At 72.4% G+C, this 15396-nt stretch carries 14 protein-coding genes, 1 tRNA gene and 1 other RNA gene; 6 read left to right on the top strand and 10 right to left on the bottom strand.

Annotated features, from left to right (window positions below):
* Positions 1-6: 6 nt before the first annotated feature.
* Genes CSC62_RS02930 through CSC62_RS02920 form a run of 3 tightly spaced genes read right to left on the bottom strand, consistent with a single transcriptional unit; the run spans position 7 to position 4817 of the window.
* A complete protein-coding gene (locus tag CSC62_RS02930; protein ID WP_162404675.1) occupies positions 7-1908 on the bottom strand; it encodes a glycosyltransferase 87 family protein in 1902 nt (633 codons plus the stop codon).
* Positions 1905-2933 (bottom strand): glycosyltransferase family 2 protein, encoded by a 1029-nt coding sequence (locus CSC62_RS02925; protein ID WP_162404674.1) that lies wholly within the window; start codon positions 2931-2933, stop codon positions 1905-1907. The genes CSC62_RS02930 and CSC62_RS02925 overlap by 4 nt, the downstream gene beginning before the upstream one ends.
* Positions 2934-2960: 27 nt before the next feature.
* A complete protein-coding gene (locus CSC62_RS02920; protein WP_162404673.1) occupies positions 2961-4817 on the bottom strand; it encodes a glycosyltransferase family 39 protein in 1857 nt (618 codons plus the stop codon).
* Positions 4818-4888: 71 nt separating this feature from the next.
* On the opposite strand from CSC62_RS02920, the gene CSC62_RS02915 reads away from it, so the two are divergent.
* Genes CSC62_RS02915 through CSC62_RS02900 form a run of 4 tightly spaced genes read left to right on the top strand, consistent with a single transcriptional unit; the run spans position 4889 to position 9262 of the window.
* Positions 4889-5815, top strand: a complete 927-nt coding sequence (locus CSC62_RS02915) for an AAA family ATPase (protein WP_162404672.1) — start codon at positions 4889-4891, stop codon at positions 5813-5815.
* On the top strand, positions 5815-6771 hold the full coding sequence (locus CSC62_RS02910; RefSeq protein WP_162404671.1) for a DUF58 domain-containing protein: 957 nt from the start codon (positions 5815-5817) through the stop codon (positions 6769-6771). The genes CSC62_RS02915 and CSC62_RS02910 overlap by 1 nt, the downstream gene beginning before the upstream one ends.
* A 3-nt stretch (positions 6772-6774) precedes the next feature.
* Positions 6775-8718 (top strand): transglutaminase TgpA family protein, encoded by a 1944-nt coding sequence (locus CSC62_RS02905; RefSeq protein ID WP_162404670.1) that lies wholly within the window; start codon positions 6775-6777, stop codon positions 8716-8718.
* A 16-nt stretch (positions 8719-8734) separates the two neighbouring features.
* Positions 8735-9262, top strand: coding sequence for a Slp family lipoprotein (locus CSC62_RS02900; RefSeq protein ID WP_162404669.1), 528 nt, complete (start codon positions 8735-8737; stop codon positions 9260-9262).
* An 85-nt stretch (positions 9263-9347) separates the two neighbouring features.
* Here the strand turns inward: CSC62_RS02900 and CSC62_RS02895 are convergent, their stop codons facing one another.
* The 4 genes from CSC62_RS02895 to dnaX are packed head-to-tail and all read right to left on the bottom strand — an operon-like array spanning position 9348 to position 12706.
* Positions 9348-9698, bottom strand: a complete 351-nt coding sequence (locus CSC62_RS02895; protein ID WP_162404668.1) for a histidine triad nucleotide-binding protein — start codon at positions 9696-9698, stop codon at positions 9348-9350.
* A gap of 46 nt (positions 9699-9744) precedes the next feature.
* Positions 9745-10338, bottom strand: coding sequence for a recombination mediator RecR (gene recR / locus CSC62_RS02890; RefSeq protein ID WP_162404667.1), 594 nt, complete (start codon positions 10336-10338; stop codon positions 9745-9747).
* A gap of 9 nt (positions 10339-10347) precedes the next feature.
* On the bottom strand, positions 10348-10668 hold the full coding sequence (locus CSC62_RS02885) for a YbaB/EbfC family nucleoid-associated protein (protein ID WP_162404666.1): 321 nt from the start codon (positions 10666-10668) through the stop codon (positions 10348-10350).
* A 7-nt stretch (positions 10669-10675) separates the two neighbouring features.
* Complete coding sequence (dnaX, locus tag CSC62_RS02880) at positions 10676-12706, bottom strand: DNA polymerase III subunit gamma/tau (RefSeq protein ID WP_162404665.1); 2031 nt, start codon at positions 12704-12706, stop codon at positions 10676-10678.
* A 132-nt stretch (positions 12707-12838) separates the two neighbouring features.
* Between dnaX and CSC62_RS02875 the strand changes: the two genes are divergently transcribed.
* Positions 12839-12931, top strand: a tRNA-Ser gene (locus CSC62_RS02875).
* 290 nt (positions 12932-13221) lie between these two features.
* On the opposite strand, the gene CSC62_RS02870 is transcribed toward CSC62_RS02875, so the two are convergent.
* Both CSC62_RS02870 and CSC62_RS02865 read right to left on the bottom strand, forming a co-directional pair.
* Positions 13222-13635 carry a hypothetical protein gene (locus CSC62_RS02870; RefSeq protein WP_162404664.1) on the bottom strand — a complete coding sequence of 138 codons (414 nt, stop codon included), beginning with the start codon at positions 13633-13635 and terminating at the stop codon, positions 13222-13224.
* Between the two features lie 27 nt (positions 13636-13662).
* Positions 13663-14199 (bottom strand): hypothetical protein, encoded by a 537-nt coding sequence (locus CSC62_RS02865; RefSeq protein WP_162404663.1) that lies wholly within the window; start codon positions 14197-14199, stop codon positions 13663-13665.
* A 621-nt stretch (positions 14200-14820) separates the two neighbouring features.
* Between CSC62_RS02865 and ffs the strand changes: the two genes are divergently transcribed.
* Positions 14821-14917: signal recognition particle sRNA small type (ffs, locus tag CSC62_RS02860), an RNA gene on the top strand.
* A 32-nt stretch (positions 14918-14949) separates the two neighbouring features.
* Here ffs and CSC62_RS02855 read toward each other — a convergent pair.
* Positions 14950-15393 carry a molybdenum cofactor biosynthesis protein MoaE gene (locus CSC62_RS02855; protein WP_162404662.1) on the bottom strand — a complete coding sequence of 148 codons (444 nt, stop codon included), beginning with the start codon at positions 15391-15393 and terminating at the stop codon, positions 14950-14952.
* Positions 15394-15396: the final 3 nt, after the last annotated feature.

The following is a 15396-nucleotide window of genomic DNA, read 5'->3' as shown; positions in this document are numbered from 1 at the left end:
GCCGCCTCAGCGCGGCTGCGCGCCCGGGTCCAGCGCCACCGGGCACAGGCGGTAGGGGAAATGCTCGTCGCCGATCCGGCTGTCGTGGCGGCTGCAGGCGCCGGCATCCAGGCGCAGTCCATACGTTGACGCCAGCTGCGCCGCGATCGCCTCCAGCTGGCCGCGCACTTCGGTTTCGTGCGCCTGGCGCGCGTCCCCCCCGGGCTGCACCGCGCCCTCCAGGGCGAAACTGCAGCGCCCACCCGGCGACTGCGCGGGCTCAAGCAGGGCCAGGCTGCGACTGCGCGCGGCCATCCGCCGCATCAGCGCGCAGTCGCCGCGGTCCAGCAACAGCGATGCGGCGATGCGGTTGTAGCGCGCGGCCTTGCCGTCCTTGGCCTGCAGTCTGGCCGCCATCGCGTCGGCCGGCGCCACCAGCAAGGCCAGCGCCTCGCCTCCGGCCAGCCTCTCCCGCACCGCTGCCGCGTACGCCGGCGACTCGGGGAAATTGCTGGCGACACCGACGTAGGCCGCTTCCTTCCACAGGAATGGCAGCCGCCAGGAATGCGGCTCGTCGCCGACCAGCAGCACCGTGGCCGGCGCCGGACGCGCCGGCTTTTCCACTGCGAACGCGGTCGATGTCCAGCGCGCGTGCCCCCAGTCGTTCCAGCCGGCCAGCGCGACCAGGGCGCAGGCCGCCACCGCCGCATGCGCCAGGCGCCGGCCGGCGGGAGCCGGCCAGGCGCCCTGCATCAGGCGCCACAGCAGCAAGGGCGCCAGCAGTTCCAGCACCACCAGGTAGCGGTGGATGCTGAAGACCAGCATCCACAGCACGAAACCGGCGACGAAGAACACCGCGACCATACGCGTGGCCGCATCCGGCGCCGCGGCAACCGCTAACGAACGCCGGCGCCGCGCAAGCCAGGCAACCACGGCCGCAGGCGCGGCCAGGTACAGGGCCGCCCACGCCAGCTGCGGCAAGGCGATCTCGCTGACCCGGTGCGGATCGAGGGTGAACAGCAAAGGCCACCACAGCATCTCGCCCGCGTCGCGGGGACGCCAGCGCATGTCGCCGGTGACGTCGGCCGCGGCCAGCGGCGCCTGGAACCAGGCGTTGTACTGCGGGAACAGCGGATTGCCGAACTCGTTCCAGATCCGGTACAGCCAGGGACCGGCGACCAGCGCGAACACCAGCGCGGTGGCCGCGGTCAGGCCTGCGCCCGCGCCCAGCCGCTCGCGCCAGGGCCGCGGCGCGGCCAGCACGGCCAGCCCCAGGGCGACAGCGTAGGTCGCGTTCGTCAGCTTGAGCCCCACCGCCAGGCCCAGCAGGGCGCCGGCGCCCAGCACCCGCGCGGCGCGCCAGCGCTCGCCCGGCAGGCACAGCGCCAGCGCGCCCAGCACCAGCGGCGCGGTGCTGTTGTCGCCCATGGTGTTGCCCAGCTCGGACAGGAATACCGCGCTGGCCAGCCCGGCCAGCGCCAGCACCGGCGCCAGCCGCGCCCTGTGCGGATCGGCGGCGAGCAGGCACCAGGCGATCCAGGCCAGCGGCACGAACGCCAGCCCGTGCAGCGCGCCGAGCACCGCACCGGCCAGCGGCGCGGGCGCGTGCTGGACCAGCAGGTAGTACGGCAGGTCCAGCCCGGGCGCGAAGTAGCTCTGCAGCTGCGCCGGCGCCAGGTCCAGGCCGAGCCGGCCCTCGAACCAGGACCAGGCGTTGTGCAGGTGGTAGTTGCGCAGGTCCCAGTTCGCATCCTGGCCGCGCAGCAGGGAAAGCAGCGCCGCCAGCGCGGCGACGGCGGCCGTGGCCCGGCGCGCGCCGGCGCGCGAGTGGAAGGCGAACGCATGCTCCAGCAAACCGGCCGCGCGCCCGGCCGCGGCACGCAGGCGCGCGGCCATGCCCGGCCGCGCCGGCGTGTCCGCCAGGTTCATGCCGCGGTTCCGGTGGCGTCCGCCACGCTCGCCGGCCGCAATCCGGCCGCATCGTCGTCCGGCGTCGCCGCCAGCGTCCCGCGCGTGGCCGGAATGGCGAGATAGGCCAGGCGCTTGGCCTCGGTCCGGCCACGGGTGACCGTGTCCAGGATCAGGCCGCAGGCCAGCGCCAGGGCCGACAGCAAAGCCAGCGCCGAGCACAGGATCGCGGTCGGGAAGCGCGGCACCAGCCCGGTCTGGGCGTAGGTCACCAGCAGGGGCGCCGCCAGCACCAGCGCCAGCGCGAGGCTGGCCGCGGACAGCAGGGAGAAGAACAGCAGCGGCCGCTCGGCCTTGAACAGGCGGACGATGGTGCCGAGGATGCGCAGGCCGTCGCGCCAGGTGTTGAGCTTGCTGGCCGAGCCCTCCGGGCGCACGCCGTAGGCGGTGGGCACCTCGGCCACCGGCATGCGCAGCTGCAGGGCGTGCACCGCCAGTTCGGTCTCGATCTCGAACCCGGCCGCGTGCGCCGGGAACGACTTCACGTAGCGCCGCGAGAACACCCGGTAGCCGGAAAGCATGTCGTCGAAACTGTCGCCGAACAGCAGCCCGGCGCAGCGGGTCAGCAGCCGGTTGCCGAAGCGGTGGCCGGCGCGGTAGGCGGCGCGCTCGCGGTCCACGCGCGCGCCGACCACCATGTCCAGGCCCTCGTCGAGCAGGCGCCGCACCAGCGCCGGCGCGGCACCGGCCTCGTAGGTGGCGTCGCCGTCGACCATCAGGTAGACGTCGGCCTCGACGTCGGCGAAGGCGCGGCGGATCACGTTGCCCTTGCCGCGCAGGGCCACCGGATGCACCTGCGCCCCGGCGGCGCAGGCGATCGCGGCGGTGCCGTCGTCGGAGGCATTGTCGAACACGTGGCAACGCGCCTGCGGCAGGCTCGTGGCGAAGTCCGCCACCACGGCGGCCACGGTGGCCGCCTCGTTGCGGCACGGCACCAGCAAGGCGATGCGCAGCGGTGCGGCCCGGTTCCCGATCAGTTCCTGCATTGCGGCTCCCGTGTTCCGGCGCGCATGTTACTGGCCCGGGCGGTCGGCGACGATCCGCACAGGCTGCTGCGGCCAGTCCTCGACGCTGCCGTCGTTGCCGTGCAGGCGCAGGCCCAGCCAGCGGCGGCCGGCCTGGCTGGCCGGCAGGTCGATCTCGGCGCGGAAGCCGACATGCGGCTGCTGCGGGTCGAGCGATCGCGGGAACGCCGACGACACGTCGTACGCGTCCCCGTACGCGGCTTCGGCCACCACCGCGCCGTCGAGCAAGACTTCCACCCGTGCCAGGCCGACGCCTTCCTTGAACGCCCAGCCGCCCACCTCGAAGCGGCTGGGCACCTCCGCGCCCGGCGAAGGCCGGTCGACCCAGGCCAGCGCCGGGGCCACGCACGCCGCGCCCGATGCGCCCCCGCCCGGCAGCCGCAGCAGCAGGAACCGCTGCGCGCCGTGGTCCACCATCACCGTGCGTGCCGGCGGCAAGGGTCCCAGGCGCGCGCACAGGCCCTGGTAGTAATCGAGCCAGTCCTTGAACGAAAGGTGCCCCGGCGCCAGCACCAGCAGGGTCGGCACGGCGGGCGGCGCATCGGCCTGCAGCTCCCACAGCCGCAACTGCGGCGCCCGCCCGTGGGCGTGGTTGAGCGGATGGTCGAGCACGGCCAGATCGGGATCGCCCAGGGCGAAACCCAGTTCCGCGCCCACCTTGAAGTCGCCGGCCAGCAGCCGGGTACCGGCCGGCATCGCCGCCAGCTCCCGCTCGACCGCCGCGGCCAGCGGCGCCCAGCCGGCGAAATTGCGCGGGTAGTGCTTACTGCCGGCGCTGGCCGCGCGCAGCGAAGGCGTCGACACCGCCAGGCACCATCCCAACGCGGCGACCAGCCCCAGCGCGGCGATGCCCCAGACCGGGCGCCGCCAGCGCAGTGCCCGGGTGTTGAGCAGGGCCGCCGTGCCCGGCAGCAAGGCCAGCCAGGCCGGCACCGGCCAGTGGAAGCTGACCCGCTCGCTGTCGGTGAGGAAGCCCAGGGCGAAGATGCCCGCCGCCGCGATCGCCCCGAACAGGCCGAGGAAACGCCATTGCGGCCGCAGCGCGCGCCGCGGCCGGACGCTGCGCCAGGCCACCCACAGCATCGCCAGGAACAGCGGCGGCGTGGCCAGCAGGGCCTGCACCGGCAGGAACGCCAGGCCGCCGGCGTGCAGCGCCCACGGATGCCGCTCCACCAGCTGGAAACGCAGGCCGGCCTCGCCGTTCTCCAGGTTCCACAGCAGCAAGGGCACCCAGGCCAGCGCGCCGACGGTCAGCGCCAGCAGCACCCGCGGGTCGCGCCAGAGCCGCCGTCCCTGCGGCAGCCACAGCATCGCCACCGTGCCGGCCACCAGCACGCCGCCGAAGCGGTAGTGGCTCAGCGCGCCCAGGGCCAGGCCCAGGGCCAGTTCCAGCGCGGGCGCCGGCCCGGCCTCGCGCAGCAGCCGCGCGCCGGCGTGCAGGCACAGCACGGTGGCGAAAGCCAGCGGCACATCCGGCAGGGCCATGATCCCCAGCGTGCCCACCAGCGGCAAAAGCACCGCCAGGCTGCCGGCGTGCCAGCCGTTGATCGCGCCGAACCAGCGCCGCCCGGTGCGCATCACCCACCACGGCAGCAAGGCGCCCAGCACCAGGAACGGCAGCCGCAGCGCCAGCACGTGCTCGCCACCGACCGCCACGCCCAGGCGCGCCAGCCACGCGGTCATGCCCGGCAGGTCGGAATAGGCCGCGGCCAGATGCCGGCCCTCCTGCCAGTAGAAAGCCTCGTCGACGAACAGCGGCAGGCGCGCGGCGACCACCAGCTTGGCCAGGCAGGCCAGCGTCCAGATCGCGATGAACGTGCGCCGCGCGCGTTGCTCTTCCACCATTCCCGCTACACTCCGGAACGACCCCAACAGACCGGCACGCGATGGCGCACACCGTCGAGACTCAGGGAACGATGCTAACCGACGCGCTGCGCGACGCCCTCGCCCGCGCGCAGCAGCAGGTCAACTCGCTGGTGCTGGGCAAGCCGCAGGAAGTGCGCATGGCGTTCGTGGCCCTGCTCGCCGGCGGCCACGTGCTGATCGAGGACCTGCCCGGCCTGGGCAAGACGACGCTGGCGCATGCGCTGGCCGCGACCGTGGGACTGTCGTTCCAGCGCGTGCAGTTCACCTCCGACCTGCTCCCGGCCGACGTGCTGGGCGTGTCGGTGTACGACGCCACCGCACGCCGCTTCGAGTTCCACCCCGGCCCGGTGTTCACCCAGGTGCTGCTGGCCGACGAGATCAACCGCGCCCCACCGCGCACCCAGAGCGCGCTGCTGGAGGCGATGGCCGAGCAGCAGGTGACCGTGGACGGCATCACCCACGCCCTGCCCGATCCGTTCTTCGTGATCGCCACCCAGAACCCGGTCGACCTGTCCGGCACCTTCCCGTTGCCGGACTCGCAGCTGGACCGCTTCCTGCTGCGCTTCTCCCTGGGCTATCCCAACGCCGAGTCCGAACGCGCCCTGCTCACCGGCGCCGACCGCCGCGAACTGATCGGCCAGGCCCTGCCGGTGCTGGGCGACGGCGACGTGGCCGCCTTGCGCCGCGCGGTCGAGCAGGTCCGCGCCAGCGAGGCATTGGTGGCTTACGTGCAGGCCCTGCTTGCCCGCAGCCGCCAGCACCCGGGACTGCGCGTGGGCCTGTCACCGCGCGCCGGCCTGGCGCTTTTGCGCGCCGCGCGTGCCTACGCCTTGCTGCTCGGCCGCGGCCACGTGCTGCCCGAGGACGTGCAGGCGCTGTTCATCGCGGTCGCCGCGCACCGCCTGGTGGCCGAGGCCGAGGCCGGTTCCGGCGCGGCCCTGGCCAAGGCGGTGCTGCACGCGGTGCCGGTGGACTGATGCGGGCGGCCCTGCGCCGGCTCGTGGCGCGGATGCACGCGCTGGAGCGGCCGCGCGCGCCCGAGCCGCTGCCGGTGACGATCGGCCGCCGCCGGGTCTACGTCCTGCCCACTCCGTTCGGCCTGTTCTACGGCGCCCTGGTCATGGCCATGGTCCTGGGCGCGCTGAACTACAACAACAATCCCGCGCTTCTGCTGGCCCTTTTGCTGGGCGCGGCCGGGCTGGCCAGCCTGATCGCCACCCACCTGCAACTGTCGGGCCTGCGGGTGGAGGCGGTGTCGGCCGAACCGGTCGCCGCCGGCGAGCCCTTGCAGCTGCGCCTGGCGTTGGCCACCGCCGACGGCCGCCGCCGCCGCGGGCTGCGCGCCGACCTGGACGAAGCCAGCGACCGCGCCGCCACCGGCGAGGACGGCCGCGCCGAGTTCACCCTGGCCCTGCCCCCCCGGCGCCGCGGCTGGCTGGAGCCGGGCCGCATCCGCCTGTCGACCCCCCAGCCGCTGGGCCTGGCCCGCGGCTGGTCGCGGACCTGGCCGCGCCAGCCGCTGCTGGTCTACCCGCGCGCCGAGGCCCATCCGCCGGCGTTGCCGGAAAGCGGAGGCCAGGCCAGCCATAGCCGGCCGCACCCGCTCGGCGACGAGCCGCACCAGCTGCGCGCCTACCGCGCCGGCGACCCGCCGCGGACCATCGCCTGGAAGCACAGCGCCCGCCGCGACAGCCTGGTGGTGCGCGAGTTCGAGCGCAGCCAGGGCCTGGACGTGGTCCTGGACTGGCAGGCGCTGGCGCCGCTGCCGTGGGAACGCCGGATCGCACGCCTGGCCGCCTGGGTCGACCAGGCCGAACGCGGGGGCCGCCGCTGGCGCCTGCGCCTGCCCGGGCAGGCGGAACTGGGCCCCGGCCGCGGACCCGACCACCGCCACGCCTGCCTGCGCGCGCTGGCCGTGCTGCCGGAGGGCTGAGCCATGGCCGCCATGCCCCCGCCGCCACTCGATGCCGCCAGCCGCGGCTGGGCCCTGGCCACCGCCGCGCTGGCCCTGCTGCCCTTGCTGCTGATCCTGCCGCCGACCCTGTCCATCGGCTTCGGCCTCAGCGCCCTGGCCGTGGCCGCGCTGTCCTGGCGGCAGGCCCTGCCGGGCTGGCTGCGGCTGCTGCTGACCCTGGCCATGCTGGCGGCGGTGTTCGCGACCCTGGGTACCCGCTTCGGCCGCGACACCGGCTGCGCCCTGCTGGCGGCGATGCTGGCGATCAAACCGGCCGAAGCGCACACCCTGCGCGACGCGCGCAGCCTGCTCGGGTTCTCGCTGTTCGCGCCGTTCGCCGCCTTCCTGCTCGACCAGGGACCGATGGTGATGGTGCTGGGCCTGGCCGCGGCGCTGGCCGCCCTGCTCACCCTGCAGCGCCTGGCCGATGCCGAAAGCGGCGCCGCACCCCTGCCCCTGCGCCAGCGCCTGGGCGTGACCGCGCGCCTGGTCGCCCTGGGCCTGCCGCTGACCCTGGCCGCTTTCTGGCTGTTCCCGCGCCTGGGCTCGCCGTTGTGGGGCGTGCCCGAACGCGCGCTCGCCCGCCCCGGGCTGTCCGACAGCATGGAACCGGGCGGCTGGGCCGACTTGATGAGCGACGACAGCCCGGCCCTGCGGGTCACCTTCGACGGCCCGGTGCCAGCGGCCGAACAGCTGTACTGGCGCGGACCGGTGCTGTGGAACTTCGACGGCCGCAGCTGGACCCGCTCGCGCCGGCTGGAGGGCCTGCCGCCGCCGGAAGTGGCCGCGCTGGCCACGACCTGGAGCTACGAGATCGAGATGGAGGCCACCGACCGCCGCCAGCTGGTCGCACTGGACCTGCCGTTGGCGGCGCCGGAGGGCGCCCGGCTGGGCTTCGACCGCTCGCTCACCGCCGACAAACCGCTGGCCTCCGCCAGCCGCTGGCGGCTGCGTTCCTCGCCGCCGGCCCCGTTCGAGCCGCAGCTGCGCCCGACCCTGCGCACGGTCGCCCTCGACCTGCCGCCGGGCATGAACCCGCGCACCCTGGCCCTGGGCCGGCAGTGGCGCCAGGAGGCCGGCGACGACGACATAGCCATCGTCGAGCGCGCCCTGGCCTGGATCCGCGCCGAGTTCGGCTACACCCTGGACGTGCCCCTGCCCGGACGCGACGCGGTCGACGATTTCCTGTTCGGCACCAAGCTGGGTTACTGCGAGCACTTCAGCTCGGCCTACACCGTGCTGATGCGCGCAGCCGGGATCCCGGCGCGGGTGGTGACCGGCTACGCCGGCGGCTATCCCAATCCGTTCGGCGGCTACTGGGTGGTGCGGCGGATGGACGCCCACGCCTGGGTCGAGGTCTGGCTGGAGGGCCGCGGCTGGGTGCGGGTCGACCCCACCGCCGCGGTCGCGCCCGAGCGCATCTACGACACCCTCGAGCAGCGCAGCAGCGCCGCCCGCGCCGCCGGCGGCGCGCAGCTGCTGCGCCTGGACAGCTTCGGCGACCTCACCGACTGGCTGCGCCGCGGCTGGAACGACCTGGTGCTGGGCTTCGACGCCAGCCGCCAGCAGGCCCTGCTGAGCCCGCTGGGGCTGCAGCACCTGCAGCCGTCGCAGCTGCTGGGCCTGTTCGCCGCGCTGGCCGGCCTGGCCCTGGCCGGGATGATCTGGCTGCTGTCGCGCGGCGAGCGGGAACACGATCCCCTGCTGCGCGCCTGGCACCGGCTGTGCCGTCGCTACGCCCGGATCGGCCTGGGCCGGGCCGGACACGAGCCGGCCCTGGCCTGGGCCAGGCGTGCAGCCGCCGCCCACCCGAGCGGCGGCGCTGAGCTGCTCGCGCTCAGCCAGCGTTTCGCCGATGCGCGATACGCTGGCGACGACAGGGGAACGCGCCGGCTGCTGCACGACCTGCGGCGTCACCGCCCCTGAACTTCCGGAGGCCGTCATGTCTGTGCGCAACCCGTTCCGCATCCTTGTGCTCACCGCCGGCGCCGCGCTGCTCGGCGCCTGCGCCACCGCGCCCCAGCCCCTGCAGGGCGCGTTCCCCACGGTCACCCCGCAGCAGGCGGTGGCCGCGCCGCAGGCCGGCGCCACCGTGCGCTGGGGCGGCCGCATCGTCGAGACCCAGCCCAAGCAGGACCGCACCTGCTTCCAGATGGTGGGCATGCCGCTCAACGCCAGCGGCCGCCCGGACAGCGGCTCGGCCGACGCCAGCCAGGGCCGCTTCATCGCCTGCCGCGCCGGCTTCTACGACCCGGCGGTGTTCACCCCGGGCCGCGACGTGACCTTCGTCGGCCGGATCGAGGGCACCGACAGCGTACGCATCGGCGAGTACGACTATCGCCTGCCCCTGGTGGCCGCCGACATCGTCTATTTGTGGCCGGAGGTGCGCGAGGTCGAAGTGGTCGCGCCGCGGGCGTATCCGTATCCGTACTGGGGCCGTCCGTACTGGAGCCCGTGGTGGGGCTGGTAAGCCCGAGGGAACGCCAACACCACTGGACCGCCGACGCCGCCTCCGGGCGGCGTTCGCGCATGTGCGGTCTGATGAAGCGCAGTCCTCAGGGCGTGCCGAAGTGCCCCAGCGGCGCGCCGGCCAGCAGGTGCAGGTGGATGTGGAACACGGTCTGCCCGGCGTGTTCGCGGCAGTTCATCACCACCCGGTAGCCGTCCTGCGCCAGCCCTTCGCGGCGGGCGTACTCGGCCGCGGCCAGCAGCAGCCGGCCCAGCAGGGGCGCCTGCTCGGCGGTGGCGTCGTCCAGGGTCGGGATCGGCGCGTGCTTGGGGATGAACAGCACGTGCACCGGCGCCTGCGGCGCGATGTCCTTGAAGCCGAGGATGTCCTCGTCCTCGTAGACGATGGTGGCCGGGATTTCGCGGCGGATGATCTTGCTGAAGAGAGTGTCGGTCATGGGAATGCCCGGTGCTGGAGACAGGGGAAAATGCTTGGTGCCGCCCCTACAGGGGCATTTCCGCGCGGGTGCCGAACGCGTGCGACAGGGTGCCGCGGTCCACGTATTCGAGCTCGCCGCCCAGCGGCAGGCCCTGGGCCAGGCGGCTGGGGCGCACGCCGTGCTGGCGGGCCAGTTGCGCCAGGTAGTGCGCGGTGGCCTCGCCCTCGACGGTGGCGCTGGTGGCCACGATCATCTCGGCGACCTCGCCGACGGCCAGGCGCGCGGCCAGCGCGTCCAGGCCCAGCTCGCGCGGGCCGATCCCGTCCAGCGGCGACAGCCGTCCCTGCAGCACGTAGTACAGGCCGCGGTAGCCGGTGGCGGTCTCGATCGCCAAGCGGTCGGCCGGCGACTCGACCACGCACAGCTGCTGGCGCTCGCGCCCGGCGCTGGCGCAGACCGCGCAGACTTCGTCCTCGCTGAAGTCGCGGCACTGGCTGCAGTGGCCGATCCGTTCCACCGCCTCGGCCAGCACCTCGGCCAGCCGCCGGCCGCCGTCGCGGCCGCGCTCGAGCACGTGGTAGGCCATGCGCTGGGCACTCTTGCGGCCCACGCCGGGCAGCACGCGGAAGGCTTCGATCAGTTGTTCAAGCAGGGACAAGCCCGTCCCTCAGAACGGCAGCTTCATGCCCGGCGGCAGCGGCATGCCGGCGGTGGCCGCGCCCATCTTCTCCTTGGACTCGGCGTCGACCTTGTTGGAGGCGTCGTTGAAGGCCGCGGCGATCAGGTCCTCGACCATCTCCTGGTCGGACAGGATGCTCGGGTCGATCCGCACCTTGCGGCACTCCTTGGTGCCGCTGAGGGTCACGCTGACCATGCCGCCGCCGGCCTGGCCGGTGACTTCAAGCTTGGCCAGTTCTTCCTGGGCGCGCTGCAGGTTCTCCTGCATCTTCTGCGCCTGTTGCATCAGCTGGGCGATATTGCCGCGCATCGGTCGTTCACTCGTCTACGGGTCGGATGGAATCGGGCACCACACGGGCGCCGTGCTGTTCGATCAGGCGGCGCACGCCCGGATCGTTGAGGAAGGCCTGCTCGGCCGCTTCCTGGCGCGAGTCGCGCTCGCTGGCCTGGCGCTGGTGCAGGGTTTCGGCCTGGGCGGCGCCGGCCTGGATCGAGATCTTCGGCGGCGCCCCCAGCGAGGCGGCCATGGCCTCGGCCAGCGCGGCCAGCGAACGCTCGCTGCGCAGGTATTCGAAGCCCGGATCCAGGGCCAGGGTCAGCACGCCGTTGGCGTGGCCGACGAAGGCGGTGTGCGCGGCCAGCTGCCGGGCCGGGCCGCTGAGTTCGCAGGCGGCCACGCGCCGCAGCCAGTCCTCGGCGTCGGCGACGATCGGGCCGGTGGAGGCGGAACGGTCGGCGGCGGGCAGCGGCGACGGAGCGGACGGCGACGGCGCCGATGCGACTTCTGCCGCTATCGGCCGCGGAGGTTGCGGACGCGAAGCGGCAGGCGCCGGCGACAGCATCACGATGCCGCGCTCCAGGGCTTCGGCAGCAGCGGGCCTGGCGCTGCCGGCGGCCACGCGCACGGGCGTGTCCGGCGCGGCCTCGGCGAACGGATCGACCGGCGGCGTCGCCGTACGCGGCACGGTGGCGCCAGCAGGCATCCCGCTGGCCTGCGGTGCGGGACGCGCCGGCGTGGCGGGCGGCGCAGTGGCTGCGACCTCCCACGGCGGCAGGTCCGTTGCGTCCGGCGAAGGCGCATCGGCGCGCGGCGCGGAAGCCGGCGGCGAAGGCGCCATCGTCGATGCGGACGCGGCGGCGGACGGCAGCGCGGTCGCGGCTTCCGGCGCCACGGCAGCGGCGGCCGCACGCGGCGCCTGCCCTGCCGTCGCCGCGGCCACGCCTTCGCCGGCGCCCGCACCGGACCCGGCCGCCGGCGGGCCGGCCTCGGCCTCGGGCCGGAACGCCAGCATCCGCAAAACGCTCATCTCGAAGCCGACCCGCGGCGCCGGCGCCAGTTCCAGGTCGCGGCGGCCGTTGACCGCCATCTGGTACCAGAGCTGGACCACCTCCGGCCGCACCCGGCCGGCGTAGGCGGCGGTGTCGATGCCCTCGTCGTCGCGGGCCGCGCCCGGCACCAGCTGCCGCACCTGGATCCGGTGCAGGGCCTCGGCCAGCGCCTCGAGCACGTTGCCCCAGTCCGGGGCGAACCCGGCCAGGGTCTCGACCACCTGCAACAGGCCCGCGCCGTCGCCCTCGGCCAGCGCGTCCAGCAGCGCCGCCACCTGGGTCCGGTCGACGCTGCCGAGCATCGCCCGCACCGTGTCCTCGCCCAGCGCGCCGCCGGCATAGGCGATCGCCTGGTCCAGCAGCGACAGGCCGTCGCGCAGGCTGCCGTCGGCCGCCCGCGCCAGCTGGCGGATCGCGCCGGCGTCGGCCTCGATCTGCTCGGCGGCCAGGATCCGGGTCATCTGCCCTTCGATCTGGCCCTCGTCCAAGCGCTTGAGGTTGAACTGCAGGCAACGGCTGAGCACGGTCACCGGCAGCTTCTGCGGGTCGGTGGTGGCCAGCAGGAACTTCACGTGTCCCGGCGGCTCCTCCAGGGTCTTGAGCAGCGCGTTGAACGCCGCCTTGGAGAGCATGTGCACTTCGTCGATCAGGTAGACCTTGTACTGCCCGCGCGAGGGCATGTACTGCGCGTTATCGATCACCTCGCGGACGTCGTCCACGCCGGTGTTGGAGGCCGCGTCGATCTCCAGCAGGTCGATGTAGCGCCCGGCGTCGATGTCCAGGCAGGCCGCGCACTGGCCGCAGGGCTCGGCGCTGGTGCCCTTCTCGCAGTTCAGCGACTTGGCGAAGATCCGGGCGATGGTGGTCTTGCCCACCCCGCGGGTGCCGGTGAACAGGAAGGCGTGGTGGACCCGGCCGGTATCCAGGGCGTTGCCCAGCGCGCGCACGACGTGCTCCTGCCCGACCAGCTCTGAGAACCGCTTCGGGCGCCACTTGCGGGCGAGGACGAGGTAGGACATCGGGCAACCCATGCAACAGGACCGGCATTGTGCCACGCCGTCCCCGCGCCCCGGCCGCGCTTGTGGCAAGTGCCCGCGGGCGCTAGAATTCGCGCCCCTGTCGGACGCTGCCAGCAGCGCCCGCCAGGTCCCGGAGAGGTGTCCGAGTGGTTGAAGGAGCACGCCTGGAAAGTGTGTAAGCGTCTAAACCGCGCTTCGGGGGTTCGAATCCCCCTCTCTCCGCCAGATACGAAAAGCGAAGGCCCCCGCAAGGGGGCCTTTTTCGTATCTGGCGGAGAGAGGGGATCTCGATTCGACCCCCACCGGGTTCGACCACCCGCGCAGCGGGTGTACACGACGGCGAAGCCGTCGCCCGAAGGGCAAGGCGCGAAGCGCCGCAGTGCATCCCCCTCTCATTCGGCTGGCGCGTTCAACTGATCGCTACCAGCCTGCTCCGCGCCCGCCGAGTCGGCTCCAGCACGTGTCACAAAGCTGGAAGTGAACCTGACCCCGCTTGCCCGTTCGCCGACGAAAAGCTAGGCCTCTGTGCCCATACCCACCTGAAGAAAGCGGGAAGGAGTGGAGAACATATTGCTGTCTGGAAGAGGCATATTGATCTTGTAGTTGCCGTCCGCTTCGCGGAGAGCCCAGCGCCCAGAGCGGATATAGCCGTTGACTTCGGATTTGGAAAAGACCCAGCCTTCTGTGGACGATGTAAGCAATACGACCGAGTAGTCTTCAAGCTCGTTGATGAAGTCAATGATTGCCTTGGCAAGACCCCAGAAGGGTCTATCGCTCCGACTAATCTTGACTACAAGGAGCCGCTTGTTGAGCGTGAAGTAGTTTTGGCGCTTGAAAACGCGCCGAAACAGGGCGTAGTGCTCGCTTCCCGCGAGCGGGACTTTGGCGCCAACGGCTTCAACGAATTGCTTGATTTCGGGTTTAGTCACGATGACTGGCCCATGGAGTTACACCAGTTAGAACGGCTTCCATTTGCGCCAATCCGGCTTGGATTGGTCATCCGTAGCCGGCATGGTTTCGGGCGCAGGAGCCACAGGCTGAACTACCGCATTTTGCTGGACATTGATTTGCGTGCTCACAGCAGGCGTGCCCGTGTAGGCCATCCGGTCTGCGGCCTGGTTCGCGCTGTTTACGATCATGTTCGCGCTTCCCCACGCTGCCGCGTACTGACGTTGAGCGCGCTGCATGGCGGCAGCGTCGCTACGCTCCCCGTATCCAATGACTTTGCCGCCCATCATCTGGACCCAATACTCGCGCGTGTCGCTTCCGTCGGTATCCAGGAAAGAGGAGGCGAGGCAGTAAAACAGAACCTTCGAATCCTCTGGCCCACTTTCCGCGCTAACCGGCTTGCCAATCAACTTCGTAACTTCATCGAGCGTCATCCCCTTATCGATCAAGGGAAAGTCGGTGTTCTTCCGGCACAGCCGTGCCGAGGCGTCTCCCGCCACAGTCACCAGCAGAAAGAACGTCGATACCATTAGCAACGCGCGCATGGCAAGCCCCGTATCAGCCCCGCTGAGCCGATCCTATGCCCATCAAGTTTCAATGTCACCCGTGGTGAGAAACAACCAATGAAACGGGGTCAGATTCACTTCCCACCTCCCCAGAACAGACACAGACTCCGCCACTCCCATAAGGCCCAAGCCCGTAGGCAACACCCTGCTCGCCAGGTCCGGAGCACCGGCCGCCAGACATGCAGGCAGCGACAACGGGGCCTCTTGCCCCGATCACGAGGCTTCCCAGCCTCACCGGCGAAGCTTTTTGCTCCAGGCGCGAGGCTCCCCCGGCACCGATGCCGAGCTTTTGCCCCGATCACGGAGCCTTTGGGCATCGCCAGCGGGCCTTTTTGCCCCGCGCCCGGGGCTCCCGGACATCGGTGCCGGGCTGCCCCTCCCCGATCACGCAGCTCTCGAGCGCCGACGCCGGGGCATTTCGCCTCGCACTTGCATGTCGCCGGGTTCGCTCCTGACTGTGCAACCCGCGGCCACCGCCGCCATGGCGGAACAGCGCGCCAATCGGCTAGAATCCGCCTCCCGCTCGCGTGGCGGCCGCTTCACCGCGGCCTGCCCGCCCGCCGGAACCAGGATCCCCAGCGATCCCGTCCTATGGTGGCCCCGTCGGCCCCTCGCGACGCTAGATCGAAAATCCCGCCAGGGCCGGAAGGCAGCAACGGTATCGATCGACGCGGGCGCCGAGGCCAGCCGGCGGGGCCGCCACCTTTTTTCGCCTTGGAAAGGCTACTCCTACGGATGCAGCCAGCCGGCGTCGCCGTCGGCGTAGCGCTCGTGCTTCCAGATCGGCACCCGCGCCTTGACCTCGTCGATCACCCAGCGGCAGGCGGCGAAGGCCGCATCGCGGTGACCCGCACTCACCCCCACCCACACCGCCAGGTCGCCGATCGCCAGCTCGCCGGTGCGGTGCACGCAGTGCACCCCGGCGATGGCGAAACGCGCTGCCGCCTCATCGACGATCCGCTGCCCCTCCGCCTGCGCCAGCGCGGCATAGGCCTCGTAGTGCAGGCCGCGCACCGGGCGGCCCTCGTTGTGGTCGCGGACCCAGCCCTCGAAGCTGGCATAGGCGCCGGCATGGGCCAGCAGCAAGCCCTGCCGCAAAGGCGCGATCTCGAACGGCACTTCGGCCAGCGCGAATCGGGCCTCGACCGAAACCGCCGCAGGATTGTCCGGCATCGC

This window comes from Pseudoxanthomonas jiangsuensis (assembly GCF_010093185.1).
GTDB lineage: Bacteria > Pseudomonadota > Gammaproteobacteria > Xanthomonadales > Xanthomonadaceae > Pseudoxanthomonas > Pseudoxanthomonas jiangsuensis.
The sequence above is the reverse complement of the archived record's forward strand: the minus strand, read 5'-3'. Positions and strand labels throughout refer to the sequence as shown.

Excerpts from the sequence above, each read along its gene's own strand:
- CSC62_RS02930 (WP_162404675.1), bottom strand. The coding sequence starts at position 1,908 with ATGAACCTGGCGGACACGCCGGCGCGGCCGGGCATGGCCGCGCGCCTG.
- CSC62_RS02925 (WP_162404674.1), bottom strand. The coding sequence starts at position 2,933 with ATGCAGGAACTGATCGGGAACCGGGCCGCACCGCTGCGCATCGCCTTG.
- CSC62_RS02920 (WP_162404673.1), bottom strand. The coding sequence starts at position 4,817 with ATGGTGGAAGAGCAACGCGCGCGGCGCACGTTCATCGCGATCTGGACG.
- CSC62_RS02915 (WP_162404672.1), top strand. The coding sequence starts at position 4,889 with ATGCTAACCGACGCGCTGCGCGACGCCCTCGCCCGCGCGCAGCAGCAG.
- CSC62_RS02910 (WP_162404671.1), top strand. The coding sequence starts at position 5,815 with ATGCGGGCGGCCCTGCGCCGGCTCGTGGCGCGGATGCACGCGCTGGAG.
- CSC62_RS02905 (WP_162404670.1), top strand. The coding sequence starts at position 6,775 with ATGGCCGCCATGCCCCCGCCGCCACTCGATGCCGCCAGCCGCGGCTGG.
- CSC62_RS02900 (WP_162404669.1), top strand. The coding sequence starts at position 8,735 with ATGTCTGTGCGCAACCCGTTCCGCATCCTTGTGCTCACCGCCGGCGCC.
- CSC62_RS02895 (WP_162404668.1), bottom strand. The coding sequence starts at position 9,698 with ATGACCGACACTCTCTTCAGCAAGATCATCCGCCGCGAAATCCCGGCC.
- CSC62_RS02885 (WP_162404666.1), bottom strand. The coding sequence starts at position 10,668 with ATGCGCGGCAATATCGCCCAGCTGATGCAACAGGCGCAGAAGATGCAG.
- dnaX (WP_162404665.1), bottom strand. The coding sequence starts at position 12,706 with ATGTCCTACCTCGTCCTCGCCCGCAAGTGGCGCCCGAAGCGGTTCTCA.
- CSC62_RS02865 (WP_162404663.1), bottom strand. The coding sequence starts at position 14,199 with ATGCGCGCGTTGCTAATGGTATCGACGTTCTTTCTGCTGGTGACTGTG.
- CSC62_RS02855 (WP_162404662.1), bottom strand. The coding sequence starts at position 15,393 with ATGCCGGACAATCCTGCGGCGGTTTCGGTCGAGGCCCGATTCGCGCTG.